At 68.2% G+C, this 16,297-nt stretch carries 19 protein-coding genes; 10 read left to right on the top strand and 9 right to left on the bottom strand.

Annotated elements, in window-relative coordinates:
* The first annotated feature begins 81 nt into the window (after nucleotides 1-81).
* Entirely contained in the window at nucleotides 82-1,695 is a 1,614-nt protein-coding gene (locus IG04_RS0112655; RefSeq protein WP_030476798.1) for a hypothetical protein, read from the top strand.
* Here the strand turns inward: IG04_RS0112655 and IG04_RS0112650 are convergent.
* Genes IG04_RS0112650 through IG04_RS0112630 form a run of 5 tightly spaced genes read right to left on the bottom strand, consistent with a single transcriptional unit; the run spans nucleotide 1,688 to nucleotide 5,264 of the window.
* A complete protein-coding gene (locus IG04_RS0112650) occupies nucleotides 1,688-2,830 on the bottom strand; it encodes a cysteine desulfurase-like protein (protein ID WP_030476797.1) in 1,143 nt (380 codons plus the stop codon). The two genes, IG04_RS0112655 and IG04_RS0112650, sit on opposite strands and share 8 nt — an antisense overlap.
* A gap of 4 nt (nucleotides 2,831-2,834) precedes the next feature.
* On the bottom strand, nucleotides 2,835-3,431 hold the full coding sequence (locus IG04_RS0112645; protein WP_030476796.1) for a TetR/AcrR family transcriptional regulator: 597 nt from the start codon (nucleotides 3,429-3,431) through the stop codon (nucleotides 2,835-2,837).
* Nucleotides 3,419-4,084: a YqeB family protein gene (locus IG04_RS0112640; RefSeq protein WP_036014498.1), complete on the bottom strand. Its 666-nt coding sequence runs from the start codon at nucleotides 4,082-4,084 to the stop codon at nucleotides 3,419-3,421. The genes IG04_RS0112645 and IG04_RS0112640 overlap by 13 nt, the downstream gene beginning before the upstream one ends.
* A 38-nt stretch (nucleotides 4,085-4,122) precedes the next feature.
* A complete protein-coding gene (locus IG04_RS0112635; protein ID WP_030476794.1) occupies nucleotides 4,123-4,746 on the bottom strand; it encodes a hypothetical protein in 624 nt (207 codons plus the stop codon).
* Nucleotides 4,713-5,264: a GNAT family N-acetyltransferase gene (locus tag IG04_RS0112630; RefSeq protein ID WP_030476793.1), complete on the bottom strand. Its 552-nt coding sequence runs from the start codon at nucleotides 5,262-5,264 to the stop codon at nucleotides 4,713-4,715. Before IG04_RS0112630 ends, IG04_RS0112635 begins: the two co-directional genes overlap by 34 nt.
* A gap of 54 nt (nucleotides 5,265-5,318) precedes the next feature.
* Between IG04_RS0112630 and IG04_RS0112625 the strand changes: the two genes are divergently transcribed.
* The 3 genes from IG04_RS0112625 (at nucleotide 5,319) to IG04_RS0112615 (ending at nucleotide 8,034) form a co-directional block, all read left to right on the top strand.
* Nucleotides 5,319-5,822, top strand: a complete 504-nt coding sequence (locus tag IG04_RS0112625; protein ID WP_030476792.1) for a DinB family protein — start codon at nucleotides 5,319-5,321, stop codon at nucleotides 5,820-5,822.
* A gap of 80 nt (nucleotides 5,823-5,902) precedes the next feature.
* Nucleotides 5,903-6,808 carry an NADP-dependent oxidoreductase gene (locus IG04_RS0112620; protein WP_211257745.1) on the top strand — a complete coding sequence of 302 codons (906 nt, stop codon included), beginning with the start codon at nucleotides 5,903-5,905 and terminating at the stop codon, nucleotides 6,806-6,808.
* Nucleotides 6,809-6,879: 71 nt separating this feature from the next.
* Nucleotides 6,880-8,034 carry an endonuclease gene (locus IG04_RS0112615; protein ID WP_030476790.1) on the top strand — a complete coding sequence of 385 codons (1,155 nt, stop codon included), beginning with the start codon at nucleotides 6,880-6,882 and terminating at the stop codon, nucleotides 8,032-8,034.
* On the opposite strand, the gene IG04_RS0112610 is transcribed toward IG04_RS0112615, so the two are convergent.
* Nucleotides 8,021-8,467 (bottom strand): NUDIX hydrolase, encoded by a 447-nt coding sequence (locus IG04_RS0112610; protein WP_245816352.1) that lies wholly within the window; start codon nucleotides 8,465-8,467, stop codon nucleotides 8,021-8,023. The two genes, IG04_RS0112615 and IG04_RS0112610, sit on opposite strands and share 14 nt — an antisense overlap.
* A gap of 10 nt (nucleotides 8,468-8,477) precedes the next feature.
* On the opposite strand from IG04_RS0112610, the gene IG04_RS0112605 reads away from it, so the two are divergent.
* Nucleotides 8,478-9,539 (top strand): DNA polymerase IV, encoded by a 1,062-nt coding sequence (locus IG04_RS0112605; RefSeq protein WP_051769715.1) that lies wholly within the window; start codon nucleotides 8,478-8,480, stop codon nucleotides 9,537-9,539.
* A gap of 28 nt (nucleotides 9,540-9,567) precedes the next feature.
* Entirely contained in the window at nucleotides 9,568-9,780 is a 213-nt protein-coding gene (locus IG04_RS0112600; protein WP_030476787.1) for a hypothetical protein, read from the top strand.
* Here IG04_RS0112600 and IG04_RS0112595 read toward each other — a convergent pair.
* Nucleotides 9,759-10,499, bottom strand: a complete 741-nt coding sequence (locus IG04_RS0112595; RefSeq protein ID WP_030476786.1) for a class I SAM-dependent methyltransferase — start codon at nucleotides 10,497-10,499, stop codon at nucleotides 9,759-9,761. The two genes, IG04_RS0112600 and IG04_RS0112595, sit on opposite strands and share 22 nt — an antisense overlap.
* A 200-nt stretch (nucleotides 10,500-10,699) precedes the next feature.
* On the opposite strand from IG04_RS0112595, the gene IG04_RS48915 reads away from it, so the two are divergent.
* The 3 genes from IG04_RS48915 (at nucleotide 10,700) to IG04_RS0112585 (ending at nucleotide 13,796) form a co-directional block, all read left to right on the top strand.
* A complete protein-coding gene (locus tag IG04_RS48915) occupies nucleotides 10,700-10,879 on the top strand; it encodes a DUF397 domain-containing protein (RefSeq protein ID WP_084401624.1) in 180 nt (59 codons plus the stop codon).
* 180 nt (nucleotides 10,880-11,059) lie between these two features.
* The gene (locus tag IG04_RS0112590) at nucleotides 11,060-11,914 is read left to right on the top strand and encodes a helix-turn-helix domain-containing protein (RefSeq protein WP_051769713.1); all 855 of its coding nucleotides are present in this window, start codon (nucleotides 11,060-11,062) and stop codon (nucleotides 11,912-11,914) included.
* Nucleotides 11,915-12,203: 289 nt separating this feature from the next.
* Entirely contained in the window at nucleotides 12,204-13,796 is a 1,593-nt protein-coding gene (locus IG04_RS0112585; protein WP_144065442.1) for a hypothetical protein, read from the top strand.
* A 55-nt stretch (nucleotides 13,797-13,851) separates the two neighbouring features.
* Here the strand turns inward: IG04_RS0112585 and IG04_RS0112580 are convergent, their stop codons facing one another.
* Both IG04_RS0112580 and IG04_RS0112575 read right to left on the bottom strand, forming a co-directional pair.
* On the bottom strand, nucleotides 13,852-14,733 hold the full coding sequence (locus tag IG04_RS0112580; RefSeq protein WP_245816350.1) for an SRPBCC domain-containing protein: 882 nt from the start codon (nucleotides 14,731-14,733) through the stop codon (nucleotides 13,852-13,854).
* 2 nt (nucleotides 14,734-14,735) lie between these two features.
* The gene (locus IG04_RS0112575) at nucleotides 14,736-15,047 is read right to left on the bottom strand and encodes an ArsR/SmtB family transcription factor (protein WP_030476782.1); all 312 of its coding nucleotides are present in this window, start codon (nucleotides 15,045-15,047) and stop codon (nucleotides 14,736-14,738) included.
* Nucleotides 15,048-15,150: 103 nt separating this feature from the next.
* Between IG04_RS0112575 and IG04_RS0112570 the strand changes: the two genes are divergently transcribed.
* On the top strand, nucleotides 15,151-16,287 hold the full coding sequence (locus IG04_RS0112570) for an aminotransferase-like domain-containing protein (RefSeq protein WP_030476781.1): 1,137 nt from the start codon (nucleotides 15,151-15,153) through the stop codon (nucleotides 16,285-16,287).
* The last annotated feature ends 10 nt before the right edge of the window (nucleotides 16,288-16,297 follow it).

Raw genomic sequence — 16,297 nt, 5'->3', positions numbered from 1 at the left:
CAATTGGTAGAGCACTGTGTTGAGGTGCGGATACCCACTTCATCGAGGGGGAACCGCGCCGTTCGGAGCAACGGACGTGTCATGATCGGTCCCGTGGACGTCCAGCGCTGGCAAGCAGCCGCGGTTCCGTGGTGGGTGACCAAGGTCGGGCTCGTCGGTGGGTGGATCGCCGCCTTCTACTTCGCCGTGAGCGCGAACGAGGCGCCGTGCACGGCCGCGCAGCCGTGTTTGCCGGACCCGTTGTTCTCTCTCGCGGTGGTGCCGTTGCTGGCGACGCCGTTGCTGCTGTTGTTCAACCGCGTGCTCACGGGCTGCGCGATGGGCGTGCTGTTCGGTGTGCTGGACATCGCGCTCGACGGCAGTGCGGTGGCGAACTTGGCGTTCGGGCTGCACGCCGGTGCGTGTGCGTTGGTCGCGCTGTGGACGGTCAGGGCGCGTGCTGAACAGCACGAGGCGGCGGGCGCGACGATCGTTTCCCTGCCGGACCTGCCGCCGCAACGCGGAGTTCTGCGCGTGGTCGCCGTGCTGCTGGTCGTGTTCGGGTTCCTGACCTTCGTGCAGTACGGCCTCATCAACGACGCGATCGAGCAGCACATCGCGAACGCCAGCCGCGTCGAGGCCCAGGTCGTCGAGATCAAGGACTCCTACGAGGTGTGGGTGGAACTGCCGGACCGGCAGCGCACCGCGTTCCAGCCGCTCGCGCCGGAGTCCTACCGGGTCGGCGACGAGGTGCCGGTGCTCGCGGACGGCACGTGGGTGCGGATGGAGAACGAACCCGAGGATGTCACCTGGTGGCTGACCATCGGCGGTGCCGCCGTGTTCTTCGCGATCATGCTGGCCGCGCGGGAACGCCGCCGCCGCGCGTTGTGGTCGGGCCCGGTGAAGGCGATCCGGCTGCAGGCGCGTCCGCTCGGGCCGCGCCGGATCCTGTTGCGGCACGGCAAGGAGGACGTCGCCACGGTCGCCACGCTCGCCGACCTCGGGCTGGAGGAGCCGCTCTACCACGACACCGAGCAGTTCGGCCGGGTGTGGCGCGGCGAGGAGGACCCGCCGCCGCGGCTCGACCCGGCCGAGGTCCTCGTCGCGGGGGAGTGGCACCACGGCGGCCAGGTGGCGTTGCTGGTCGAGGGAGAGGTCATGGCGACGAGCACGCTGAACCGCGTCCGCCCGCGCCACACCGTCCACAGTGCACACCTGCCGGGCGTGCCGGTCACCGCGGGCACACCGGTCGACCTGCCGCACGCGATCTGGCCGGGCGACCGGCGGCGGATCGAGGGAGTGGCGCTGCTGCTCGGCGCCGCCGGGGCGTTGATCGCGCTGAAGTCCTACCCGGAGCTGATCGTGCTCGGGCTGATCGGCGTGCAGTGCGTTCTGTCGGCGGTGACGCGGTTCCAGCCGATGCTGCGTCTCGACCACAACTCGGTCGTGCTCTACACCGGCATCTTCACCTACCGCGTGCCGTGGGCGCAGCTGCACGGCGTGCGGCGGTCCGGCCCCCAGCTCATGCTCGCGTTCGGCCCGCACGGCGACGTTCTCACGACACCGCACCTGCCGGACAAGGAGGCGGGCGAGAAGGTGATGTGGGCGCGCGCCCGGTCGTTGATCGCCGAACACCCCGGCGACCGCGTGACGCGCAAGCTCAACATCAGCGTGCTCGTCGGCGCGGTCTACGCCGCGCTGGTCCTGTTCATCTGAGCTTGGCCACGGCCCGGAGCAGACGATCCACATCGGACTCGTCGGTGTACGGCCCGATGCCCGCCCGCACCGCGCCCTTGTCGCCCAGGCCGAGCCACCGCGAGCACTCGATCGCGTAGAAGTGGCCGGCGGGCGCGTTCACGCCCTCGGCCCCGAGCCGGCGGTAGACCTCGGCCGGGTCCAGCCCGTCGACGGAGAACAGCACGGTCGGCGTGCGCGACGAGGCCTTGCCGTAGATGCGCACGCCGAGTTCCCGCAGCCCGGTCTCCAGCTTCTCGCGGAGGCCGAGCTCGTACTCCTCCAGGCCTTCCAGCGACCGCATGAACTCCACGGCCGCGGTCGTCCCGGCGAGCAGCTCGTACGGCAGCGTGCCCAGCTCGAACCGTTCCGGCACGGCGTTGCTCGACGGCAGCAGCTTGTCCGGCCGCAACGTCTCCAGCAGCTCGGGCGCCGCCGCCAGCACGCCGAGGTGCGGGCCGAGGAACTTGTACGGCGAGCACACGAAGAAGTCGGCGTCCAACGCCTCGACGTCGACGGGCACGTGCGGTGTGTAGTGCACGCCGTCCACGTAGACGAACGCCGCCGCCTCGTGCGCCGCCCGCGCGATCTCCGCGATGGCCGGGCGCGTGCCGAGCAGGTTCGACGCCGCCGTGATCGCGACGACGCGGGTGCGGTCGGACAGCAGCTTCGTCACCGACTCGACGGGCAGCTCACCGGTCGTGCGGTCGAACGGCGCCCATCGCACCGTGGCCCGCGCGGACTCGGCGGCCTGCACCCACGGCCTGATGTTCGCGTCGTGGTCGATCCTGGTCACGATGACCTCGTCGCCCGGCCGCCAGTTCTTCGACAGCGTGCGGGCGAAGTCGTAGGTCAGCTGGGTCATGCTGCGCCCGAACACGATGCTGCCGGCGTTGAGGAACTCCGCCATCGTGCGCCGTGCGGTCCGCACGATCTCCTCGGCCCGGCGCTCGGCGGCCGTGACGCTGCCCCGGTTGGAGACCGCCGAGGTCAGGGTGTTCCTGACCGCCTCGGCCACGACGTCGGGCACCTGCGCGCCGCCGGGCCCGTCGAAGTGCGCGGCACCCTCGCGCAACGCGGGGAAGTGGGCGCGGACCGCAGCGACGTCATAAGCCATGCCCTCATGGTGCTGGAGCACCCACGAATCGGGAAAGGATCAACCGGAGGGTCCTCACCTGTTCGTTCGCGTCGAAGTCGGGGTCGATCAGCCTGCCGAACAGGCCGTCGACCAGAGCCTGCGCCCAGCTCGCGGCCGTCAATGCGCTCACCGGCAGTGCGATCTGGCCGGCGTCGTGCGCCTGTTGCAGCAGGGCGGCCAGTTCGTCGCGCACGACCTGTTCGTTGCGGCCGACCAGCTCCCACAGCTCCGGATCGCGGCTGGCCTGCGCCACGACCTCCAGCACCAGCCCGGCCACGGACCGGTCGAGCGCGGGCGCACACAGATGCCCCACCATCAGCAGGACACCGTCCCACGGGCTCAGTTCGCGGGCTCGGGCGAACATGGCCGCGTTGTCCTCGGCGTCCTGCACGAAGATCTCGCGGAAGATCGCCCGCTTGGTGGGGAAGTAGTGGAAGAGGCTGCCGGTGCTGATGTCCGCGGCCCTGCAGATGTCCGCGACGGTCGTGCGTTCGAAACCCTTCTGCGCGAACAACCCCGCCGCGGTGTCGGTGATGTGCCGCTTCTTCTCCGCGTGCTTGACCGGATCTACCGTTCGCACCTGTAGTACTGCCTCTTCTTCTCGTCCCGCACGGAGACGCCGCGTTTGCGGATCTCCCGTGCCAATTCTGCGGCCTCCTCGTTCTCGTACTTCGCGATGGCCTTCCTCCTGGCCGTGAACAGCGCGTTCACGTCCGCCGTCAGTTCGGGGGCGTGCTCGACCCACATCCGGAACTCGCCTGCGAACGGGTCCGCGGCGCGCCACCGGTAGCCCTGCTCGGTGAAGGCCCGTTCGAGCCTCGCCCTGCTCAGGTCGGACTTCTCGCGGGCCAGTTCGGCGCCGCTCGGGGAGAGCAGCACGAGCTGCTTGCCGTCCGCGAACACCGACTCGACCTGGTCGCGGCCGAAGTCGAACGTCCTGTCGTCCTTGCGCAGCGTGATCCGCGCGTGGGAGACCTCGACCGACATCATCTCGCTCGCCCAGATCAGCGCGAACACGAAGCCCGCGACCGCGCCGACGGCGAGCGCCCCGATCGTCCGCCACGGCTGCGCCATGTCCGTGACCAGCTCGAACACGCCCTGGAACGGGAACCAGCCCAAGGTCGTGATCCACCCGGCCGCCAGCGTGAGCCCCCACGCCGCGGCGGCGCCGGCGGCCGGGCACGCGACCCAGATGCCGTACCGGACCGCCGCGGTCTCCTGCACAGTCGTCATGCGGCCAATAATAGACCGAGCGCTCGGTTTATTCTGGATTATGGGAGGTAGAAGGTCAGCAGATCGCTCGTGACCGGCGGAAACAGCCTGGTCATCAGTGTTGTTTTCGGACCGGGATAGACGTCGGAGAAGATCCGGCGCAGGCCGTCCATGCCGTGCGGCCCGAACAGCAGCGGTGCCAGCAGGTCCGGGGCGATGCCCGCGCCGCCCTGTGCGCCGGGGCCGAGCAACGTGCCACCCCACTCGTACGTGCCGATCTCGGTGCCGTCCCAGTGGAAGCGGACGTGCGAGCGGTAGAAGCCGAGCACCACGTCGTCGGGCTCGTGGCCTCGCAGACGTTGCGCGAAGACCGGACGCAGGTGCTCCAGCAGCTCCGGGATGCCGGGGATGCGCACCATGTACTGGTCGAGGTCCGGTCGCCTGGCCTCCAGGTGTTCCTCCAGTGCCGGGTGCCGTTCGCCGATCTCGGCCGGATTCACCAGTGTCACCAGAGCTTTCACGGCGTCGTCGTCGATGCCGGCGATCTCGCCGAGTACGACGTCGCCCTCTTCTTCCGGCGTGCTGCGGCCCGTGGCGACCGGGATGCCGTCGCGGTCGACGATCCACGTGGTCGAGCCGGTGCGGCCGATCAGCCAGCGCCAGCACGGCGCGCCATGGGCCACGCGCAGGTCCGCGCCGTGCTGGCGTCGTCCTGGAGCCTGTTCAGCACCGGGATGTCGGCCTCGGTCGCGCGCCGGATCGTATGTCCCGCAACGGCTTCGGGCCTGGTGGCGAGCGGCCGGGTCTGTTTGACCGGGATCGAGTAGGTGTAGCCGAACTGCCGGTAGAAGTACGGGACGCCCATCACGAACTGGAGCAGGTGACCGCGTTCGGCCGACCTGTCGTGCGCCCAGCTCATCAGCTGCCGCACCAGGCCCCTGCCCTCGTACTCGGTGTCGGTGGCGACCTGTTCGACCTGCCCTGCCGGGATGTCCAGGCCGGCCAGCATCACCGTCTCGTCCATCAACGTGAGGGTGGAGACGATCCGGCCGTCGTCGTCGGCGACTCCGACCCAGTCGCAGCCCGCGTCCGGATCGGTCATCAGCAGGCGGGCGTCGACGCCGTCGCTGGGGTCCATGCGCGAGACGATGAGCTTCTCGATCTGGGGAAGGTCTTCCGGTCGCGAGGTACGGATTTCCACGGTCGGAGTGTTTCCAGGGCGGTGGTTGTCCGCAAACGGATTTACGGTCGGGGCATGGACTGGAACAAGCAGTTGACGGACCAGCTCGAGTTCCACTGGACCGTGCACGCGCGGCCGCGGCTGGAAGGGCTGACGGACGAGGAGTACTTCTGGCAGCCCGTGCCCGACGCGTGGACCATCCGCGAGGACAACTCGATCGACTGGCAGTACCCGGCGCCCGAACCGACGCCCATCACCACGATCGCGTGGCGGATGGCGCACATCATCGTCGGCGTGTTCAACGCGCGCACGGCTTCGCACTTCGGTGGCCCACCGGCCGACTACACGACCTGGCAGTTCGCTCAGAGCGCCGACGAGGCGTTGAAGCAGCTGGACGACGCGTACGACGGGTGGATGGCCGGCGCGCGCACAGCCGATCTGTCGAAGGCCGTCGGGCCGGCGGAGGGACCGTTCGCGGAGGAGCCCATGGCGACGCTGGTGTTGCACATCAACCGTGAGGTGATCCACCACCTCGCGGAGGTCGCGCTACTCCGCGACCTGTATCTGAGGGAGAGTTAGTCACCTACAAGTGCCTACTTTCTACAAGTTGGCGCTAACTGCAAGATGGTGCCCATCGAGAACATCGAAGGGGGATCATCGTGCGAGTCATCACGCAGAACGCCGTGGGCGACGCGTCCGTGCTGGAGGTCGCCGAGGTCGCGGTGCCCGTCGCCGGACCGGGTCAGGTGCTGGTCAAGGTGGGTGCGGCGGGGGTGAACCCGGTCGACACCTACATCCGCGGCGGTGGGTTCCCGGCGCTCGGCGAGCCGCCGTTCACGCTGGGCTGGGACATCGCGGGCACCGTCGAGCACGCCGGTGAGGGGTTCGCGGCCGGGGACGCGGTCTATGGGTTGCTCGACTTCCCCGGCACGGGCGGCGGCTACGCCGAGTACGCCGTGGTGCAGGCCTCCAACCTGGCGAAGCGGCCCTCGTGGCTGACCGTCGAACAGGCCGGCGCAACGCCGGTGGCGGCGTTGACCGCCTGGCAGGCGCTCGTCGGCAGAGGTGGCGTTTCCGCTGGTCAGCGCGTGCTGGTCCACGCCGCCGCCGGAGGTGTCGGGCACGTCGCGGTGCAGATCGCCAAGGCACGGGGCGCGTACGTGATCGGCACGGCGTCGGCGGCCAAGCACGACTTCCTGCGCTCGCTCGGCGTGGACGAGGTCATCGACTACCGCCACCAGGACTTCACCGAGATCGAGCCGGTCGACGTCGTGCTGGACACGATCGGCGGCGAGTACGCCGAGCGCTCCGCCAAGGTGATCAAGCCGGGCGGCGTGCTCGTGTCGGTCACCCCGGGCAACCCGGGTTTTGACGTTGACCGAGCTTCCGAGCTCGGCATCCGGTTCGAGCTGTTCCTGAGCGTCTCCGCGTCTGGCACCGATCTCGCCGCGTTGCCGCAGCTCAGGGTGCACATCGACCACGTCGTGCCGCTGGCTGAGGTCTCGAAGGCCCACGAACTGGTCGAGTCCGGCCGCACGACGGGCAAGGTCGTCCTGGTGCCGTGACCGCTCGTTAACCATCCGTTGACCATGTACACCGATCGTGTGTGAAACATCCACACGATCGGGGAGTGCTCATGGCGCGGTGGAGTCCACTTGCTTTAGTCGTCGGTTTGTTGGCGGCGGTCGGCCTGTACGGGTCGACCGCCGCTGTCGCAGCAGCTCCGCTCACTGTCGCGCAGGCGATCGCGACTCAGAACGGGTCGTCGGCGACCGTCCGCGGTTATGTCGTCGGCCAACCCACGGCCACGACGACCGTCGTCCGTTCGGGTTATCCGAACGACTACGCGCTCGCGCTCGCGGACTCGGCGTCCACGACCAGCACTTCGAGCATGGTCTACGTGCAGATCCCGTCGTCGTTCCGTGCGGCGTGGGGCATGAGGTCGAACCCGTCGCTGCTGGGCAGGCAGATCGACGTGACGGGCTCCCTGAGCGCGTACTTCTCGCACGCCGGCCTGACCTCGACCACGGCGTTCGCGTTCGCCGGCACCACACCGACGACCAGCACGACCACTCCGCCGACCACCAGTGCGCCGCCTTCGGCCTGCGAGGCCTACTACACCTCGGCCTGCGGCAAGAGCGGTGCGGCGCTGAAGTCGGCGTTGAACTCGATCATCCGCACCCAGACCAAGCTCAGCTACGACCAGGTCTGGGACGCGCTGAAGGCCACTGACCAGGACCCGGCCAACGCGAACAACGTGATCCTGCTGTATAGCGGCCGTTCGCAGGCGAAGTCGACCAACGGTGGCGGCGGCAACGACTGGAACCGCGAACACGTCTGGGCCAAGTCGCACGGTGACTTCGGCACGGCCACCGGTCCCGGCACGGACATCCACCACCTGCGTCCCGAGGACGTGTCCGTGAACGCCGCCCGCGGCAACCTGGACTTCGACAACGGCGGTTCCCCGGTCAGCGAGGCGCCGGGCAGCCTCGCCGACGGCGACTCGTTCGAGCCGCGCGCCTCCGTCAAGGGCGACGTCGCGCGGATGATCTTCTACATGGCCGTGCGCTACGAGGGCAACGACGGATACGTGAACCTGGAGATGAACAACTCGGTGTCCAACGGCTCAGCGCCGTACATGGGCAAGTTGTCGGTCCTCAAGCAGTGGAGCGCCGGAGATCCGCCGGACGCGTTCGAGAAGCGCCGCAACGACGTGATCTTCAACAACTACCAGAAGAACCGCAACCCGTTCATCGACCACCCGGAGTGGGTTTCCTCTATCTGGCCGTGAGTCGTTCGAGGAAGGGGCGTTGCGCGGAGACGATCTTCGCGCTCGCCTCTTCCACGCTGAACCACTGGACGCGGTCGACCTCGGGGAACGTCTTGCGCTGACCCGACTTCGGCGGCCACTCCATCTCGAACGTGCCCGGTGTGACCGTCTCGGGGTCCAGGTCGCCTTCGAGGGCCCACACCGTGATGACCTTGCCGGAGCCCTTGGCCTCGCCGAGCGGGATCAGCTCGCCGTTCGGGACCGGCAGCCCGAGTTCCTCTTCGAACTCCCTGCGCGCGGCGGCCTCGGGCATCTCGTCCTCGGTGTACTCGCCCTTCGGCACGGACCACGCGCCGGCGTCCTTGCGGGCCCAGAACGGGCCGCCCATGTGCCCGAGGAGCACCTCCAGCTGCTCGCGCCTTCTGAAGAGCAGGATTCCGGCCGACCGTTTCATACTGTCCAGCATGGCGGACTGGGTCCTGCACGTGGACCTCGACCAGTTCATCGCGGCGGTCGAGGTGCTGCGCGATCCGTCGTTGCGCGGCAGGCCCGTGGTGGTGGGCGGCAACGGCGACCCGACCGAACGCGCGGTCGTGGCCACCGCGTCCTACGAGGCGCGCGAGTTCGGCGTGCGCTCGGGACTGCCGCTGCGGACCGCGTTCAAGAAGCTGCCCGACGCCGTCTACCTGCCGGTCGACCACGCGCTGTACGAGGCGGCGTCGGCGGACGTGATGGCCGTGCTGCGCTCGTTCCCTGTGGTCGTCGAGGTGATGGGGTGGGACGAGGCGTTCGTCGGCATCTCGGCGGACGACCCGGTGGCGTTCGCGCGGTCGATCCAGGCGGCGGTGCTGGCGAAGACCGGTCTGCACTGCTCGGTGGGCATCGGCGACAACAAGCTGCGGGCCAAGATCGCGACCGAGTTCGGCAAGCCCGCCGGCGTCTTCCAGCTCACGAGGGAGAACTGGGTCGAGGTGATGGGGCACCGGCCGACGTCCGCGCTGTGGGGGATCGGCGCGAAGACCGAGCGCAAGCTCGCCGAGTTGGGCCTCGTGACCGTGACGGACCTGGCTTCCGCACCCGTGGAGGAGTTGGCCCTGCGTTTCGGCCCGCGGATGGGTCCGTACTACCGGACCGTCGCCCAGGGCGCGGGGGACACGGTCGTGAGCGCGACGCCGTGGGTGGTGAAGTCCCGGTCCCACGAGAAGACCTTCCAGCAGGACCTTGTGTCGATGGACGACATCCGCCGCGAGGTCGTGGCGCTGGCGCACCAGGTGGCTGTTGACGTGGTCGCCGAGGGACGTCCTGTCATGCGCGTGGGCGTGAAGGTGCGGTTCGTGCCGTTCTTCACGAAGGTGCGGCTGATGAAGCTACCTGCACCGACGTCCTCCGCCGACGAGCTGGCGGCCGCCGCCCTGGTCGTGCTGGACCGCTTCGAACACGGCCGTGCCGTCCGTCTTCTCGGAGTACGCGCGGAATTCTCTGACGATGATGTCGAACCGGAACCTTCTCCTTCGACGTATCTGTAAGTAGAGGATTCACCGCTAGGAGAAGAAGATGACCGAATCATCGCTCACACACCGCGACCGGGCCGTTCTCAGAGCAGTCGCCGACGGCCGCTGCGAGATCGCCGGAAGCTCTCTGCTCGTCGACGGCCTGTGCTGCGCCGACCAGTTCGCCGGACTGCGTCTGAGGACCGCGGGCCTGATCAGCACCCGTCCCGGCCCTGCCGCGCTGACCACGGCGGGCTACGAGATGCTCGCCGCCTGATCTTTGCGGAAGACCGACATCAGGTACTTGTTCGAGAACCGATAGGTGCCGTCCGGTTTTTGGAACGGTTCAACCGCGGCCCTGATTTTTTCCGCGACTTTCTCCTCCCCTTCGTTCTCGATGATGCGCTGATAGCTGCCCACGCTCAGGAAGCTGCGCAGCATCGTGGCCTCGTCGGGATGCACCAGGGGAATGTCGATCGTGAGTTCTTCCTGCGGCTCGGGCAGCTTCGCGCCCCTGCGCCCACCCGTCCCGCGCACGGCCCTGCCGACGACCAGCAGATCGCTCGGGAACTCCGGGTGCCACTGGCACACCACCACGTAGTCCTTGCTGACCCTGACCGCCTCCGCGAACGCCTCGTCGGGGTCCCGCGCGAAGAACAGCGCGTTGAACGCCGTCACGACGTCGAACGTGCCGTCCTGCCAAGGCAACCGCCCCAGCGGCAGCTCGTGGAACTCGGCGGTGCTCGCCTGCCGCGCGAGCGCGATCATGGACGGCGAGATGTCGATGCCGGTCGCCTCTGCACCCGCATCCGTTGCGGCGGCGCAGAACTCGCCGCTTCCGCACGCCAGGTCGAGCACCTTGGTACCTGCCGTGATGCCCGTGCGTTCGATCGCGGTCTTCCAGGCAGGCATGGACATCTGCGCGCCCAGCGCTGCTCGCTGCGCGGCCATGCGGCCCCACAGCTCGCCTTCCTGTTCCGCCTGCGTCTCGGTCATGATTCCGACCCTAATCCGCTGATTCCAAGTGATGTCAACGGTTCCGTGTGCGCGGTGTCCTTGATGTGTCCTCTTTCCCTTGCTACGGCGTACCTCTGGCGGTGTTGATGACCGTCCTCGCTGATTTATTCTGAGCACGCGGGCGGGCCGGGGCGAGGACTGTGGGTTCGGTCGGGGACCCCGTGCGATGGGAGCGACGAATGGCTTCGGAGTTCAGGTGGATCCGCAGCTCGTACAGCAACGCTACCGGCGGTGACTGCCTTGAATGTGCAAGCAACGGCGCGACCGTGTGGATCAGAGACTCCAAGGATGTCGGCCGACGACTCGAGGTTCCGTTCGTGAGCTGGCTCGTGTTTCTGATGGCCTTGTCCCAAGACTGAGCCGTCACCCGATCAACGGGTGAAGCCGTGATCACCGGCGGCGTGGCACGCATACGTGTTCGTCTGATCTGATAGGTCTCCTTCTGCTGTCTGCCAAATGGTTGACAGCACTACGATGTCGCGCTATATGCGCGCTACCATTCTGCTAGTACGCAGAATGAAGGGAGACGTGTTACCGCCGTGAACAGTCCCGTTGTTCTGCAGAAACGCCTGCTCGACGAGCTCAGGCAGATGCGGGACGATCTAGATCTCACCCAGCAGGCCGTCGCGGACGCGCTCGACTGGTCGGTCTCGAAACTGATCAGGGTCGAGAAGGGCGAGAACAAGATCTCGGTCACCGACGTCCAGGCCCTGCTCTTCTACTACGGGGTGACGGGCAAGGAGCGAGTCGACGAGCTCGTCGGGCTGGCCAGGGCCATCAAGCGGTCGCGTTCCGCGTGGATGGACAAGTACAAGGGCTTCTTCACCGAGCAGTTCGCGAGGTTCCTGGAGCTGGAGACGTCCGCCATCCGACTTCGGCAGTGTCAGTTGAACGTCATTCCCGGATTGCTGCAGATCTCGGACTACGCGCGCGTGCTGGTCGCCGGCAACGCTCCCGATGAGGTCGCCATCGCGCGTGGCGTCGAGATTCGCCTGCACCGCCAGGCAGTGCTGGAGCCTGGTGGTCCCGAGATCTTCATCGTCGTCGACGAGGCCGTGCTGCACCGGGTGATCGGCAGCGAGGACGTGCTGCGGCGCCAACTCGTGAGGATCAAGGAGGTCGCCGCGCTGCCGCACGTGACGATCCAGATCCTGCCGTTCTCCAAGGGCATCCATCCGGCGATGAAGAGTTCGTTCTCCATCCTCGACTTCTCCGAGAACGAGGACGACTTCGCGTTGCTGATCGAGCAGCCGTACAAGGACAACCTGCTCACCGCGGGGCCGGAGCTGAAGGAGTACCTGAACTACTTCTACCAGCTGGAGAAGTTCGCGCTGCCCGCGAGCGAGACCCCGAACGTGATCGACCGGCGGCTTGAAGAACTGGGAGGCGTTTGATCGCTGTGGCCGGGCGGGTGGCTGCTGGAACAGCCACCTGCCCGATGGCAACCAATACCGACCCCAAGTCCCATGAGGCGAGGCAACGTCGCCGTTCGTCAGCGTATGACGTTCGACCCCTGATGAGTTCCGCCATCCAGGTCCCCTTCAGGTGATTGGCCCTCGCCGCACTGATCCAGCCCGGATCTGTTCGTCGAACCCGTCCCCAGGAGGCGCACCATGTGCAGCAGCACCAGAAATCCCGTCCTTCCCCTCGTCCCCTGCGCGCGAGACGGGGGAGGCCGCCGAGATGGGCATATTCGCTAGCTACAGCTGCAGCGACGGAGGACAGATAGCGGCGCCGGTGGTCGAGGTGTTGCGGGGGCACGGTTTCGACGTGCTCTGGGACGCCGATCTGAGCTCCTCTCATCCGATGTCCATCCAGGCCTGGATGGAGAACGCGGTCCGCGAACGGATCATCGTGGTCATCGTGTCGGAGTCGTACCTGAAAGCGTTGTTGTCCAACGACTTCATGGAACGCCTGGGTGTCCGCTACGAGCTGGGGCTGATCCGGCAGAAGCTCTACCACCACGTCGGGGCGGACGGGTGTCCGGTGGTGGTGGTCGTGCCGCCGGGGATCGAGATGAACTCGCTGCCGGCTTTGCTGCAACAGCTCGTGGTTCATCGGTTCGATCCGGGCACTCGCGACGGTGAGGAGGAACTGGTGCGGAGTCTCAAAGCACTTGAGGAGGGCAGCTGCAGCCGCTCGTCGCCCGCTGTGCAGGAGAGCGACGAGGTGTACCGCACCCGTGCGACGTTGAGCGGTCTGCAGGCAGAGCCGCTGTCCTCGGAGAAGGCGTACCTGCTGGCGCGGGAGCTGGTGGAGCGCGGTGCCGGTGACTTCGAACTGGCCAGAGGGTTCGAGTCGGTCGCGGCCGTGGCCAAGGCCCGCGGTGACGTCCGGCTGGTTCGGCGCCTGTCCGAGGTGTGCCTGCGGACGTTGGCGTCCGGGCCGCCGTTGAGGGGGGAGGAAGAGCTGAAGGCGAAGGTGCTCGTCGCGGGGCGGGCGTGGCATCTGCTGCGTGAGCACCGTTTCAGCGAGGCGACCCTGATGGCACAAGACGGCACGCACATCGCGGAGAAGGTCCGCGATCTGAAGACGGCCGCGAGGGGGAAGCGTGCCGAGGCGAGGGTCTTCCTGCATCTCGCCGCCGAGGCGGTCGGGTACGACCGCGAGTACTACCTCGGCAAGGGCGAGCACCTGTTGATGATCGCGAAGGAGCTGTTCTGCTCGATCGGCGGTCCGACCAGCGAGGAGCTCGGGGTGTGCGCCTCGCTGCACGCGGAACTGCAACTGCTTCGGCACGAGTCGACGGGGTGTCCCGATGAGCTCGCGGCAGCGGTCCGGCGGGCGCACGCGGCCGAGACGGTGCTGACACCGGGAACGGAGCCCTATCACTGGCTCGCGGTGCTGCAGGCGCGGCTGTGCCTCGCCGACAAGAAGTACAACGACGGCAAGGAACTGGTCACGGCCGTCATCGCCACCGCGGACTTCCCCGAGGTGGTGGCCAAGTCCCGGCAGGTACGAGCCGACCTCCTGCTCGCCACCAGGGAGAAGGCCGCGGCGCTGCGCGACCTGGTCGCCGCGGAGGAGTCGTACCGGAGACTCGGCTGCGAGCGCGCCGCGGACACCTGCTGGTGGAAGATCGCGAGGTACGACGCCTCGAAGGTGACCGACGTCCGTCTCACCGCAGCCGACCTCGACCGGCTCGAGGAACTCGCGCCGAATCCGGGAGATCGGCGGCGCGCGGTGCTGGAACACGAGTTGAGGACACCGAGACGGCTCGTCCGGCGAAGCGCGCCGGACTGGGTGTGTCTCATTGACCGCGTGCAGCACGACTGAGGTCCTCGGCGCGGCCGGACCTCGGTTCGGGAACGGCCGCGCTCGTGATGTCCGGTCAGCGCCCGGCGTAGCGCCGGGCCAGTTCCTCCTCCCGGTCCACGGGCCACGGGCAGCGGATCTCGCCCTGCGTGGCCGCGAAGAACAGTTCGAGGTGCACGTGCCAGGCCGCGAGCACTGCGGGGCCGTGGGCGTTCTCCTGGACGAGCGTGACCGTGGTGCCCTGCAGCGGTACGTGCTCGAACTCCCAGCGCACCTTGCCCTTCGGCTCGCCGTCCTGCAGCCACTCGTACTCCAGCAGGCGCGGCGCCTCGGACCTCGTGACCTCGCCCGGCGTGATGCCGGGATGCGCGGAGCGGACCGGTACGCCGTTCTCCGTGTCCTCGGTGAGGAGCTTCCAGACCTCGTCCAGCGGCGTCCACACCAGATCGCGTTCGAAGCGCACGCCTTGCGGTTCGTCGGTGCCCTCGTCGAGGCCGAAGTGCCTGACGTAGTGCTCGATGCGCGACAGCCACTCCGCGGGCGGCTCGAACTCCGTGCCGTCGGCGTGCGCGACCAGGGCGTCGAGGCAGGTGGCCCAGCCTGGTGCGTCGCGGCCCACCGACAGCCTGTTCGTGACGACCGCCGTGAAGACCAGCAGGCAGCCGGCCTCGCGCGGCAGGATCTCGAAGCGCAGCACGTCGGTGAGCCAGCGGAAGGCGAAGACCTTCGGCGGGTCGGACTCCAGCAGTTCGCCCTCGCCGCCGTCGGAGTCCACCGGCGCCTCGTCCGGGAACGTGAAGCGCATCCTCCTGCCGTCGATCTCGACCTCGGCCGGGAACCAGTGCTTCATCTCGGCCGGATCGGTGACGACCCGCCAGACCTTCTCCGGCGAGTGCCGCAGTGTGCGCTCGAAGCGCAGCACGGGCTTGCCCTCGATCATCCGCAGTTCGGCGTCCACGGTCAGTCCCCTTCGATCTCGTCGAGTCGGCGTTCCAGCGCGTCGAGGCTCTTCTCCCACATCCGCCGGTACGGCGCGAGCCAGGCGTCGATCTCCGCCAGCGGCCCCGGCGAGACCCGGTACCAGCGCTTCTGGGCGTCGGTGCGCACCTCGACGAGACCGGCCTCGCGCAACACCCTGAGGTGTTTCGAGACGGTCGGCTGGGCGAGTGTCAGCCGGTCGACGAGGTCGCCGACCGGCCGCTCGCGTTCCCGCAGCAGGTCGAGGATCTCCCGGCGACTCGGATCCGCCAGCACGGCGAATGTAGATGCCATTCCAGAAATATAGCCCGATCGGCATATAAGCGCCACTCAGCCCGCGAGGCGGATGGCCAAAATGGGCGTCCGGAACCAAGAGGCGCCGATTAACGTGAAGTTCATGCACCGCACCCTCTCCGTGGCCAGTTCCCCGGTGCGCGACCTGCTCGCGCTGACCTCCCGCCCCGAGGTCATCTCGTTCGCCGGCGGGCTGCCCGCCCCCGAACTGTTCGACCTGGACGGTGTGCGCGCCGCCTACGACCTCGCCCTGCGAGATCGCGCCGTCCTGCAATACGCCCCCACAGAAGGAGATCCGGCGCTGCGCGACCTGGTCTCGGCGCGCCTGACCGGTCGTGGACTGCCTACTTCGGACGTCCTGATCACGACCGGCTCGCAGCAGGCGCTCGCGCTCGTGGCCACCGCGATGCTCGGGCCGGGCGCCGTCGTGGCGGTCGAGGAACCGACGTACCTGGCGGCGCTGCAGTGCTTCCAGATGACCGGTGCCCGGATCGTGCCCGTCGCGAGCGACGCCGACGGACTGGTTCCCTCGTCGCTGCGGTCCGTCGTCGCCGCCGAGAACCCAGGACTGCTCTACCTGGTGCCGACGTTCGGGAACCCGACCGGCCGCACCCTCTCCGCCGCGCGCCGGGCGGAGATCGCGGAGATCGCCGCGGCCCATGACCTGTGGATCGTGGAGGACGACCCGTACGGCGAACTCCGCTACCGCGGCTCCGCCGTGCCCCCGCTCGCGTCGATGAGCGACAGGACCATCTACCTGGGCAGCTTCTCGAAGATCGGCGCCCCCGGCATGCGCCTCGGCTGGCTGAGAGCCCCCGCCGACCTGTTGCGCACCTTGACGATCGTGAAGCAGGCCGCCGACCTGCACACGTCCACAGTGGACCAGGCCGCCGCCGCGGTCTACCTGGCGAACAACGACCTCGACGCCCACATCTCCCGCCTGTGCGCCGAGTACGGCGCCCGCCGCGACGCGATGCTCGCCGCACTGCCCGCGACCATGCCCGCCGGCACTACGTGGAGCGACCCGGACGGCGGCATGTTCGTGTGGCTGCGGCTACCCGGCGACGCGGACAGCGCCGTGCTGCTGAAGGACGCCCTGCAGCACGATGTCGCCTTCGTGCCCGGTGCGGCCTTCTTCGCGACGACGCCGGACCACGCCACGTTGCGGCTGTCGTTCACGGCCAACACGGTGGAGGAGATCGGGGAGGGTATGGCGCGCCTGGCGAAGGTGCTGCTGTGAGCCTGCGGGA

It is taken from the genome of Lentzea albidocapillata, assembly GCF_000719115.1.
Lineage (GTDB): Bacteria > Actinomycetota > Actinomycetes > Mycobacteriales > Pseudonocardiaceae > Lentzea > Lentzea albidocapillata.
The sequence above is the reverse complement of the archived record's forward strand: the minus strand, read 5'-3'. Positions and strand labels throughout refer to the sequence as shown.